The sequence below is a fragment of the uncultured Brachyspira sp. genome (assembly GCF_934747485.1).
Lineage (GTDB): Bacteria > Spirochaetota > Brachyspiria > Brachyspirales > Brachyspiraceae > Brachyspira.
Window position 1 is genome coordinate 1 of the sequence record NZ_CAKVGN010000080.1, and the last position, 11,649, is coordinate 11,649.

Below are 11,649 nucleotides of genomic sequence, written 5' to 3' on the forward strand. Positions count from 1 at the left end.
TAGCTATTTATATTATAAGGAATACCTACTTTATTTTAACTAAAAAACGTGCAATATCTATGGCTCCTAAACAATAACTCTACATTATAATAATTGATATTTATTGCTCAATGTTATATAATAATATTCACTTAGTATAAGGAAAACTATATATGAGAAGAGAATTAGCCGTTGTTTTAGAAACATATAATAACAATATTGCTAAAGTGCAATTACAAAGAAGTTCAAGCTGTGATGGATGCAAAATATGTTCTACCGGCAAACCAATTATATTAAGAGCTAACAATAATATAAATGCTTCTAATGGAGAGAATGTTATTATAGAAGTAGAAGAACTTAAAAAAGGTACTAATTTCTTTGTTTATATAATACCTTTAATATGTCTTATAATAGGATATTTTGTTGGTAATTATATATCTAAAATTGCTAATATTAATCATGACTTAGGACCTATAATTTCATTTGCATTCTTTTTTGTTTATGTGTTTTTTGGAATACTAAAATTAAAAAAAAATAATAAGGTTATAGCTAATATAATAGCAAAAAATAATTTATGAAAATTAAATATATAATATTTGTTTTGATGTTATTTTTATTTGCATCTTGCAAAACTAATTATGAGACTTTTTATAAAATAGGAAATGATACAGTATCTTCTGTTTATAAAATTACTTCTTTAGAAATAAAACCAAAAATAGAAAAGTTTGAGGATAATTATATATACACATTTAAAAATGACACCAATGCATTATATAACAGCGTGAAGTATGCTAACTATTTATGGAAAAATGAAGGCTATTATATCACTGAACATAATGATTTCGGCAAAGAAAATGGAAGTGTAGAATTAGCCAAAAGGTCAATAGATTCCAATAAGGTAATAAGAATTAATATTCGTTCCTACACCAACAATTCTTTTGATGTAATTATATCTTTAGTAAATGGAACACTAAAGCTAAAAAACAATATAAGTAATAATTAAATGTTATCCATATTGAAATTAAGCCAATATCCAAGCTCTACAAATAATTTTTTCTCTTCTTCATCAAAGCTTATAAGAAGACCTTTATATTTTAGAAGTATCTTATAAAATATATTTTCATAAGTGTTTCTGTCTATAGGCATATCATTATTAGATAAAAATTTAATATCTCTTAATAAATCAAATATAATTTTTCCATTTCCTGTTTCATAAAGCTCATTTAATGCCTTTTCAATATTCTCTCCCACAACTTTAGATATACCACTGTTGGAAATAAATATGCCAGCATTCCTTGCATCTTTTAATTTTTGAGACACCTCTTCATAGGCATCTCTTCCTTTTGAGAGTATAAGCTCTCTTAATATAGGAGAATCCATAGCTCCCATCAATCTTCTATAGTCATAATCTGGAGTGATATCATTTGTATTGAAATACTTGAAAAGTTTTCTATATTCTGGATATACTTTATGCATTATATCATCTAATTTAGAAATATCTTCTTTAAATAAAGAATCTGCAAATTTATCTCTAATATCAGAACTCAAATCTTTCAAACGCATAGTATATACTAAATTATCATTACAATTTTTATCTTCAGAAAGAGTTATATTATTTTTTAGCTCATAATCTTCTTTTACAGTATCAACTTTAAAATATAAATCTGCTGTTATACTATCAGTCATTACTCCTTCAATATGATTTTTATCTATTAGAGTAGCTTTAATATTATGTTTAAAAATATTTATTTCTTTTTCTTTATAATCACTAGCAAGCAAATTAAATATAAACTGGTTAATAATATAAAGTTTAGTAAATAAATCTATTTTAGCATTTTTCTCATAGAAATATCTTGCTGTATGATGTTCTTTTTTATTACTAACAGAAGTCTCTAATGCCTTTAAAAATTCCTGATAAGCCTCTTCTACAAAAGGAGCATTTTTATCTTTAACAAGCATTCTTGCATAATGAAATGACCTCTCTGCATATTGCATATTTTTAATAGGCTCTATCCTAGAAACATCTTCAAAAAACCACCCGCAAGAAGTATAAGCAAATAATGAATATTTATAAGATTCCATTAAAAATATAAACTCTTTAAAAGATATATGTTTAGAGCATATTTCATATAAATCTTTAGCATCAGAATCATTATATATAGCCCTAACATACTCTTCTCTAATAGAGTTTCTGGATTCGTTTGTGAAGTTTAAAAACAATGCAAATAATTTGTCTTGCATATTTCTAAGTATATCAAAAGCCTCTCTAAGCCCAGTACGCCAAGATAAATCAATAATGCCGTCTCCTCCGCAGCCGCAATTACTTCTCCACCTTTCAACCCCATGCGAACAGCTCCAAGAAGTTCCCCTCTTTCCTTCTCCTTCATGCAATATCACCTCTTCAGTAGGAGGACATATGCTTAAATAATGCTCATAATTCGTAGGAGTAATATTATCATAATGAATATTATCATGAAAATATCTTGCTAAACACATGTCCCCAAAAGGTTCATGATGCCCATAGCTCTCTCCGTCTGTAGCAATATTAACAAGTTTTCTATCTCCATAAGCATTTCTTATTCTCTCAGCCAATTTCTCGGCAGAACAAAGTAAATGTTCAAAAGCTATGGCATTAGATATATAAGGGTCATAAAAAAATACAGCAATCCTCTTACCATTATGCCCATAAAGCCAATAAGGTTTTGATGTGTCTATTCTTGCACCAGATACATCACTCTGAGTAATACCCTTAACATAATGTGCCTGATATGGAGAAAGTATTGTAAACTTCACCCCACAGTCGCATAAAGCATCAACAACATCTAAATTTATAGCTGTCTCAGAAAGCCATATACCTTTTGACTTTCTTTTGAAATATTTCTCAAAATTGTAAAGCCCCCATTTAATCTGTACTACCATATCTTCTTTTTTGGCAAGCGGTAAAATTACATGATTATAAACCTGAGCAATAGCATTACCATACCCTAATCTTTCTATACTAAGCTTATCTGCTTCTAATATTCTTTGTAATAAATCAGGCTTCTTATCAGCAATATAATCCAATAATGTAGGTCCAAAATTAAAGCTTATATATTGATAATTATTAGACATATCTGTAATTCTTCCATAACCGTCTAATATTCTTGAATAAGCATTTGGACTATAACATTCATTAGTTATTCTTTCATTCCAATCATGAGCAGGAGAGGCACTTATCTCTTTTTCTATATCTCCCAAGAATGGATTTTCTCTTGGCGGCTGATAAAAGTGTCCATGCAATATTAAATATTTCATAATAAAATCCTAATATAAAAAGATTATTTCATAGTATAATCAAACTTACATATATTTGCAAGTAAATAATTTTTATTTTAATTATCGAAATAAAGGTTTGTTTTTTAAGCATAAAAAAGTCAACACTATAGCATTGCTCTATTTTGTATAATAAAAAAACCAGTCACTTACCTAAATATAAGCAAATGACTAGTTTTATATAATAATTTTCAAATTACACAAGAAATATATTACTTTATACTACTTACAGCATCATCTATCATTTTTGCACATTTTTCTATTTTTGCTTTATCATCATCTATTACATTACTTAACGGTTTCCTTACTCCACCTAATTCTAAACCTTCTCTTATTTTAATAATAGCTTTCATTACCGCATATAAATTACCATAACATTCACACATAGCATATATTATTCTGTCTATTTTGTACTGTATATCTCTTGCTTTATCAAACTCGCATTTATTAACAGCATCATTAGCAGCTAAGAATAATTCAGGCATTACAGCATAAGTTCCCCCTATTCCTGCATCAGCACCTATTAATCTTCCAGCTACAAATTGTTCATCTGGTCCATTAAATATAATGCTGTCATCACCGCCAACATCTTTAAACATTTGAATATCTTGTACAGGCATAGATGAATTTTTTACACCTATAACTCTTGGATTTTCTCTCATCTTTTTATAAAGTTTAACATTCAAAGCAACGCCTGCAAGCTGAGGTATGTTGTAGATAATAAAATCAGTATTTGGAGCAGCTGCACTTATATCATTCCAATACTCTGCTATAGAATAGTCAGGAAGGTGAAAATATATCGGAGGAATGGAAGCTATAGCATCAGCACCTAATTTTTCTGCATGAGCAGCTAATTCAGCACTATCAGCAGTATTATTACAGCCTACATGTGCTATAATAGTAATTTTGCCTTTCGCTATTTCCATAACATTCTCTAATACCACTTTTCTTTCTTCCTTACTCTGATAAATACATTCTCCAGAAGACCCTCCTACATATAATCCGTTTACACCTTTATCTATTAAATGTTGTGTAAACTTTTTAACTCTTTCCTGACTTATAGCCCCTTTCTCATCATAACAAGCATAAAAGGCAGGAATAATTCCTTTGTACTTATCTAAGTTTCTCATATATTTTATTCTCCTATAATTTCTTTTAATTTTACTTTTTTATCCTCAAATCGAGATTTTGTCAAGGCATCAGCAGTTGCTATTGCAGCCCTTGCTGCTGCACCATTAAGAAGTGCTTTGAACTCTTCGTCTGGCTCTTTACCATGCATTATTTCATTAAAATAATGCATCTCTTTTTTCATAATGCTATGAAGCCACATAGGAGGTTTTTTACCAGGCTTACCATACATTATAGCTCCATCCATTTCAGTGCCATGATAAATTCTAGTTCTATCATCATCTTCTTCCTGAGTTTCATGTATAAGAAAATGCGTATCTTTTCCATCTATTTTTAAAGTTCCTCCGCAATCGCACATATCTAATTTAATAGCCCCTTTAGTTCCTTGAATTAATACATAATGCTCAGGCCAATGAAAAGCAGATCCCCACTCACAAATAGCATATCTATTATTAGGAAATTCCAAATTCACAAAAAGCATATCATCTTCATCTCCAAATCCCTCTCCATTATGCATCACATTTCCCCCAGTCATTGTAACCGTAGTAGGCATTCCTCCCATTAAAAATTGTATGCAATCTAATTCATGAATATGATGATATAAATGTCCCCCTGATTTACTTCTAATTTTTTTCCAAGAGATAGTAGGCTGCTGTTCTTCCCAACCATTTCTTGCAGAATGACAATACAATACTTCCCCTATTACACCATCATTAATAAGTTTCTTTGCATGACGAACTCCATTAAAGAAATTCATAACATGCCCCGCCATAAATATTACGCCATTTTCCTGACAAGTATTTACCATCTCATCGCAATCTTTATAACTTAATGCTATTGGCTTTTCACAAAAAACATTAACTTTATTTTTGGCTGCTTTTATCACAGGCTCTTTATGCAAATAATTCGGTGTAGCAACTATAACAGCATTTACATCTTCTCTTTTAAAAAGAGTATCCAAATCTGTTTCAACATCACATTCTAATTCTTTAGATATAGTTTTAGCATTTTCTGGGTCAAGTATAGCTGATATTTTAGCCCCCTCTTCTTCTTTCATTATCCTGCCAAGTTCTGCTCCGAAATAACCAGTTCCTACAATAGCATATCCTATTGTTTCCATTTTATCCTCCTAAATATAATTTTATTTATTATTTATCTTTTATTTTACTGCTCCGTCTGCCATTCCCCTTGCTATTTTCTTTTGTATAATCATAAAGAAAATAACTGAAGGTATAACAACTAAAGCAGATGCTGCCATCATATCACCCCAATTCAATATTTCTGCTCCTTGAAGTGATCTGAATTTTACAGATACAGTCATCATATCTGTACTATTTATTAATATTAATGCATATAAAAATTCATTCCATGCATTTATAAAAGTATAAATAGCCGTAGCTACTATACCCGGTGCCACTAAAGGCAATACAATTTTTACAAATGTTTGCAATTTATTAGCACCATCAACTCTCGCCGCCTCCTCAATACCTATAGGTACAGTCTTGAAAAATCCTACTAACATCCATACCGCATAAGGTACACTAAATGATAAATAAACTATTATAAGACCAACTCTAGTATTAGTTAATCCAAATCTAGCCATTACAAGAGAATAAGGAATTGCAAGAAGTATAGGAGGAAACAAATATGTTGTAACTAATATTTTAGACATTATACTTCCTAGTTTTGGAAAGAATCTTACTATACCATATGCTGCCATACTTGATATAATTATTGCTATTATAGTTGTTAATAATGCAATAATAATACTGTTTCCTATGTTTCTAGCAAAATCTAAATCTTTAATTACATGAATAAAATTATCCAATGTAAAATTCTTTGGAATAAAATTTGTAGGATATGAAGTGAGTTCGGTATTAGTTTTTATAGAAGATATTAATATCCATAGTAAAGGGAATACAGATATTATAGATAATACTATAAGATAAATATGGCATAAAAGGTTTCCTATAAGCTCTTTTGATTTAAACATCATTTATTCTCCTTTTCCCATTTAGCTATTATCATAAAATATATAAAGCATATAATAAGCAAGAACAATAAAAGCAAAATAGTAACGGCAGATGATTTTCCTAATAGCTTTGTACCCCAACCCATTTTATAAGCATAAATTGGAATTGTACTAGTTTTATTAGCAGGTCCTCCTCCTGTAAGAAGATATATAATATCAAAATTATTAAATATCCATATAGTACGAAGAACAACCAATAGACCAACTACTATTTTTATATGAGGAAAAGTAATATACCAAAACTGCTGATACTTTTTTGCTCCATCTATTTGAGCAGCTTCATATTGATCTTGAGGTATAGTTTGCAATGCAGATAATATATTTACCATAATCATAGCCGAGCCAAACCAAACATTTATAAAAATTAAAGTCGGAAATACCATATTACTATCACTTAAGAATTGAGGTAACTCATTAGTCAATCCAATCTGAACCATTAAATTAGGTAAAAATCCTGACACCCCATTTAATATCCACTTCCATGAAAGAGCTATAACGATTGAAGGGAAAGCCCATGGTATAATCATTAATGTTCTATATACATTTTGCATATGTTTTACTCTATTTAAACATAATGCTGCCGTAAATCCTATCATTATCTGACCTAGCAAAGAAAAAATTGTCCACAAAATAGATGTTAAAAAAGCCTTAAAAAATAAAGGGTCCATTAAAACATCTATATAATTTTTCATTCCTATAAAGTCATATACAGGCCTTATTAAATGCTTTGTTGTAAAGCTGTAATAAAGGCTTGAAAAAATAGGATATATTAATAAAGCTATTACAATGATCATAGCAGGAAGTACAAATATCCATCTTGCATAATCAATAGTATTCAGCCATTTTTTCATAAATACACCCTCTTAGTAGTTATTGTACACTGCTAAATAATTCATTTAATCTATTTTCAGCATCTTTAGCAGCTTGATTTATATCTTTTCCATTAACAAGAATTTCTTGGAACATATCTTCAATAACGCTTTGAGAAGTTAATAAACTTCCTTGAATATTAGGTCCATTCTCAAATCCTATAGATGTTCCCATATCCATTGTTTTTCTTATGATTTGCTCAGCATTAGAGAACTTCTTTACTATTTCATTTTCTTGATATTTTGGATTATCTGATATACCTGCTATAGAAGGAAGCATACCTACAGGAGTTGCTTGTAAAAATTCTATATATGTATCAGGTTCATATAATTTTTTTATAAATGCCTTACATATTTCAGGGTGTTTAGAATTTGCCCAAATAACCATTGGTATATGAGCAGTTTCAGCACCATAATCAGGGTCATCAGCATTTATTTTTGGAAGAGGTGCACAGTCTATTTGGTCAATCAAATGAGGAGAATTGATTTCTACTCCGCTTATTTGGAAACCTGAATTGAAATCAAAAGCTGTTTTTCCCTGATAATATAAATTTGCTTGATCTAATGTTATATAGTTAACTGAATCTTTAGGAGAACAATTTTTATATATGTCAACCCAAAATTTTATACCGTCAATTGCAGCTTTGCTTGTTAAATTTGCTTTTAAATCATCTGTTAATAAACTGTCTCCAGCACTTTTTACATAATAATTTAAAAATCTTGTTGCCATAAAATCTCCTGAACCGCAAGGGAAAGAACAGCCATATACTCCATCTTTTGTTAAAGCTTTAGCAGCCTTAGCAAATTCATCCCAAGTTTTTGGAACTTCTAATCCAGCATTTTTTAATAAATCTTTTCTATACCACATTACTTGAGCATGAGAATATAATGGTATTGAATAACATTGTCCATCCTTTTCTCCTTCCAATAAAGATAATTTAGAAAATTTGTCTCTTCCTATATCATCAATTAAATCGTCAATAGGTATTATTGCCCCAGCATCCATCATTTCTACAACCTGCATAGGTAAAGCTGTACTCATATCAGGAACATTACCTGAAGCTAATCCTGTTGTCCATTTTGTATAAAAATCTGCCCAAGAGAATGTTTCTATCTTGATTTTTACTTTTGGATTATCTTTCATAAACTGATCTGCTACTTTTTGTATAACATCCAATCTTTGACCTTGAGTAAATGAATGCCAGAAGGTTATTTCACCTTCTAATTCTCCACTAGAAGATGCAGAAGAAGATGTTTTCTTACCACATCCTATTAAACTAATTGTTAATAATGATAATGCAATAAATAAAATAAACAATTTGTTTTTTATACTCATAACACTCTCCTTAATTAATTTTTAGATTTAAGATATTATCTTATACTTATAAGTCTATAATTTTTTTTACCCACTTCTACTAACTTAACGCTCAAAAATAGCACTACAATCTTTTTTGTATATTAAAGATGATGTTTATAAAAAATAAAATCGAAATTGATTCTTTATCCGTCTCTATTAACTTTACGGTATTTATTTGGAGTAACACCAAAAGCAGATTTAAATTCTCTTATAAAATAATTAGGGTCCTTATATCCTACATCATATGCTATATCACTGATACTTTTATTACCAATCAATAAAAATCTAGCAGCAGTTGTTAGCCTAATTTCTTTTAAATATTCCATAGGAGGCTTGCCCATACTCTTTTTAAATAAACTGCTGAATCTTTGTTTACTTAAACCAATCATACTTGCCATCTTTTCTGGTGTATAATTCTCTGTAGGATTTGAAATAATATGATATGATACAAATCTTATTCTAGGATCTATATTTTGTTTATTTAAACTTACTTCCATTTCTTTAATTATATCCATATTATCCATATTTGCTTTAGCATTTTCTAAACTTAATGGATCTTCTAATATATTATTTTCAGCTCTCATAGATAAAGAACCTATTAAAAGATTCAAATTCCCCTCTATAAAGCATTTTTTTGCAACTATTTTCTCATGCAGCCATTTATACATTTCTCTAAAATAAACATCTTCACCCTGATTATCCAAAATCCTAGGAATACCATAAACTTTTCCTAAAACATCATAAACCTCAGATGAAACTAAAGTAGTGAATCTTACGCTAAAAAATTCAAAAGTATCAGAAATAGATTTACAAGACATATTACACCCCTTGGGTATATATACTATTTGATTTTCTTTGACTTTAACTATTTCATCATTAATATAAAATAAAGCTTCGCCTTTTACTATATATCTTAAAATATTATATGGTATCATTGATTGAGGAAACTCCCAATTTTTACCCATAGAATATAATTCTATATATAAAAATGAAAATTTTATGTTATCTATCAATGACATCATAATATTGCTCCATTTATTTATTAAATATATATATTAAGTATTATATGCATAATTCCTCATTGTACAAATAAATTTTGAATAATTTTTAATAAATCATTATCTAAAATATTTTTTTTATATTATATAGTATAATTCTAAATCAAATAATATTATATTTAATTATATAAAAATAACAAAAATATGAAAATATAATAAAAACAAATCAACTCTTTATAGTCTAACACATTCTAATATAAAAACTGCAGATAATACAGTTTATACTAAAATTATTTATGCATATGGATATGTTTATATGTTTATGTTGTTTAAAGATATATAAAAAGCCCAATACAATTGTATTGGGCTTTATTTTTAATAGATATATTTTTTACTTTTTTACTTTTTATCACTTAGATAAATATTTATGTATACCAGCAGCAGCTCTTTTACCGTCACCAATAGCAAGTATAACAGTAGCAGCACCGCGAGCAGCATCACCGCCTGCAAATACACCTTCTAAAGAAGTAGCCCCTGTTTCTTCATCTATTACATAAGTACCTTTTTTAGTAGTTTGTAATTCAGGCACTTTTCTAGATATAAGAGGATTAGGAGTAGTACCTATAGCAACTATAACAGCATCTACTTCTATATCTTCAGTTTTTCCTTCAACAGCCACCGGCTTTCTTCTTCCATCTGCATCAGGTTCTCCAAGCTCCATAACCTGAGTTCTGATAGCTTTCACATTATCATTTTCATCAGCAATTATTTCCATAGGAGATCTCAAAAATCTAAATTCAACTCCCTCTTCCATAGCGTGATGAACCTCTTCAACTCTTGCAGGAAGTTCTTTTTCTGTTCTTCTATAAACTATATATACTTTCTCAGCACCAAGTCTTACAGCAGTTCTGCAAGCATCCATAGCCACGTTACCGCCGCCTAATACAGCAACTCTTTTATGTCTTATAACAGGAGTATCCACTTCTGGGAATTTATAAGCACCCATTAAATTAACTCTTGTTAAATATTCATTAGCAGAATATACTCCGCAGTAATTTTCACCAGGTATATTTAAAAAAGCCGGAAGTCCAGCACCAGTACCCAAGAATATAGCATCATACTCTTTTCTTAATTCATTGAAATCTAAAGATATACCAGCAACTTCATTTATCTTAAAATTAACGCCATCTTTTTTAAGGTTTTCTACCTCATGAGCAACCAACTCTTTAGGCAAACGGAACTCTGGAATACCATACATAAGTACGCCGCCTATAGTATGCAAAGCCTCAAGCACTGTAACATCATAACCTAATTTTATTAAGTCACCTGCACAAGCTAAACCTGCAGGACCAGCCCCTATAATACATACTTTTTTGCCGTTTTTTTCTACTTTTAAGCCATCATACTGAGCATGTTTTCTTTCATAGTCAGCAACAAACATTTCTAATTTACCAATAGCAACAGGCTCAAATTTCTTACCTACAACACATCTCTGTTCACACTGAGTCTCTTGAGGACATACCCTTCCGCAAGCTGCAGGCAATGCATTAGTTTCTTTTATTTTTTTAGCTGCTTCTAAGAATTTTCTCTCTGCTATAAGCCCTATAAACTCAGGAATTTTTACTTTAGCAGGACAGCCTTCCATACAATGCGGAACTTTACAATCTAAACATCTTAATGATTCTGTATATGCTTCTTCTTCTGTATATCCTAAAGGTACTTCTTTAAAATCTTTCTTACGCTCTTCAGCACTTCTTTGCGGCATTTGTTGTCTAGGTATTTCACCTAATTTTGATCGTGGTGGCATATATATATTCTCCTATTTTTTAGAACAATATTAAATTAACTTGAAAATATTATACAATAAAATAAAAATATAGCAATGATATATTTTTATTTTTAATGTTTAGGAGCCATACATATTGCACGTTTTTTAGTTTAAAAAAAGCAGGTATTCCTTATAATTTAATTAAC

The 11,649-nt window shown here is 29.6% G+C and carries 10 protein-coding genes; 2 read left to right on the forward strand and 8 right to left on the reverse strand.

Going from position 1 to position 11,649, the window contains the following annotated elements; all coding sequences use genetic code 11:
* Nucleotides 1-152 precede the first annotated feature (152 nt).
* The gene (locus tag Q0H31_RS11680; protein ID WP_295298388.1) at nt 153-557 is read left to right on the forward strand and encodes a SoxR reducing system RseC family protein; all 405 of its coding nucleotides are present in this window, start codon (nt 153-155) and stop codon (nt 555-557) included.
* Complete coding sequence (locus Q0H31_RS11685) at nt 554-982, forward strand: hypothetical protein (RefSeq protein ID WP_295298389.1); 429 nt, start codon at nt 554-556, stop codon at nt 980-982. The genes Q0H31_RS11680 and Q0H31_RS11685 overlap by 4 nt, the downstream gene beginning before the upstream one ends.
* Here the strand turns inward: Q0H31_RS11685 and Q0H31_RS11690 are convergent.
* From Q0H31_RS11690 to gltA, 8 genes are all read right to left on the reverse strand, one after another.
* Nucleotides 979-3,273 carry a DUF3536 domain-containing protein gene (locus Q0H31_RS11690; RefSeq protein WP_295298390.1) on the reverse strand — a complete coding sequence of 765 codons (2,295 nt, stop codon included), beginning with the start codon at nt 3,271-3,273 and terminating at the stop codon, nt 979-981. The genes Q0H31_RS11685 and Q0H31_RS11690 overlap by 4 nt on opposite strands.
* A gap of 230 nt (nt 3,274-3,503) precedes the next feature.
* On the reverse strand, nt 3,504-4,421 hold the full coding sequence (locus tag Q0H31_RS11695) for a dihydrodipicolinate synthase family protein (RefSeq protein ID WP_295298391.1): 918 nt from the start codon (nt 4,419-4,421) through the stop codon (nt 3,504-3,506).
* Between the two features lie 5 nt (nt 4,422-4,426).
* The gene (locus tag Q0H31_RS11700) at nt 4,427-5,539 is read right to left on the reverse strand and encodes a Gfo/Idh/MocA family oxidoreductase (protein WP_295298392.1); all 1,113 of its coding nucleotides are present in this window, start codon (nt 5,537-5,539) and stop codon (nt 4,427-4,429) included.
* A 39-nt stretch (nt 5,540-5,578) separates the two neighbouring features.
* Nucleotides 5,579-6,415, reverse strand: a complete 837-nt coding sequence (locus Q0H31_RS11705) for a carbohydrate ABC transporter permease (RefSeq protein ID WP_295298393.1) — start codon at nt 6,413-6,415, stop codon at nt 5,579-5,581.
* Nucleotides 6,412-7,302, reverse strand: coding sequence for a carbohydrate ABC transporter permease (locus Q0H31_RS11710; protein WP_295298395.1), 891 nt, complete (start codon nt 7,300-7,302; stop codon nt 6,412-6,414). The genes Q0H31_RS11705 and Q0H31_RS11710 overlap by 4 nt, the downstream gene beginning before the upstream one ends.
* 19 nt (nt 7,303-7,321) lie before the next feature.
* Nucleotides 7,322-8,656: an ABC transporter substrate-binding protein gene (locus tag Q0H31_RS11715; RefSeq protein WP_295298397.1), complete on the reverse strand. Its 1,335-nt coding sequence runs from the start codon at nt 8,654-8,656 to the stop codon at nt 7,322-7,324.
* Nucleotides 8,657-8,820: 164 nt separating this feature from the next.
* Nucleotides 8,821-9,699, reverse strand: coding sequence for a helix-turn-helix domain-containing protein (locus tag Q0H31_RS11720; RefSeq protein ID WP_295298399.1), 879 nt, complete (start codon nt 9,697-9,699; stop codon nt 8,821-8,823).
* A 385-nt stretch (nt 9,700-10,084) separates the two neighbouring features.
* A complete protein-coding gene (gene gltA / locus Q0H31_RS11725; RefSeq protein ID WP_295298400.1) occupies nt 10,085-11,482 on the reverse strand; it encodes an NADPH-dependent glutamate synthase in 1,398 nt (465 codons plus the stop codon).
* Nucleotides 11,483-11,649: the final 167 nt, after the last annotated feature.

Excerpts from the sequence above, each read along its gene's own strand:
- Q0H31_RS11680 (WP_295298388.1), top strand. The coding sequence starts at position 153 with ATGAGAAGAGAATTAGCCGTTGTTTTAGAAACATATAATAACAATATT.
- Q0H31_RS11685 (WP_295298389.1), top strand. The coding sequence starts at position 554 with ATGAAAATTAAATATATAATATTTGTTTTGATGTTATTTTTATTTGCA.
- Q0H31_RS11690 (WP_295298390.1), bottom strand. The coding sequence starts at position 3,273 with ATGAAATATTTAATATTGCATGGACACTTTTATCAGCCGCCAAGAGAA.
- Q0H31_RS11695 (WP_295298391.1), bottom strand. The coding sequence starts at position 4,421 with ATGAGAAACTTAGATAAGTACAAAGGAATTATTCCTGCCTTTTATGCT.
- Q0H31_RS11700 (WP_295298392.1), bottom strand. The coding sequence starts at position 5,539 with ATGGAAACAATAGGATATGCTATTGTAGGAACTGGTTATTTCGGAGCA.
- Q0H31_RS11705 (WP_295298393.1), bottom strand. The coding sequence starts at position 6,415 with ATGATGTTTAAATCAAAAGAGCTTATAGGAAACCTTTTATGCCATATT.
- Q0H31_RS11710 (WP_295298395.1), bottom strand. The coding sequence starts at position 7,302 with ATGAAAAAATGGCTGAATACTATTGATTATGCAAGATGGATATTTGTA.
- Q0H31_RS11715 (WP_295298397.1), bottom strand. The coding sequence starts at position 8,656 with ATGAGTATAAAAAACAAATTGTTTATTTTATTTATTGCATTATCATTA.
- Q0H31_RS11720 (WP_295298399.1), bottom strand. The coding sequence starts at position 9,699 with ATGATGTCATTGATAGATAACATAAAATTTTCATTTTTATATATAGAA.
- gltA (WP_295298400.1), bottom strand. The coding sequence starts at position 11,482 with ATGCCACCACGATCAAAATTAGGTGAAATACCTAGACAACAAATGCCG.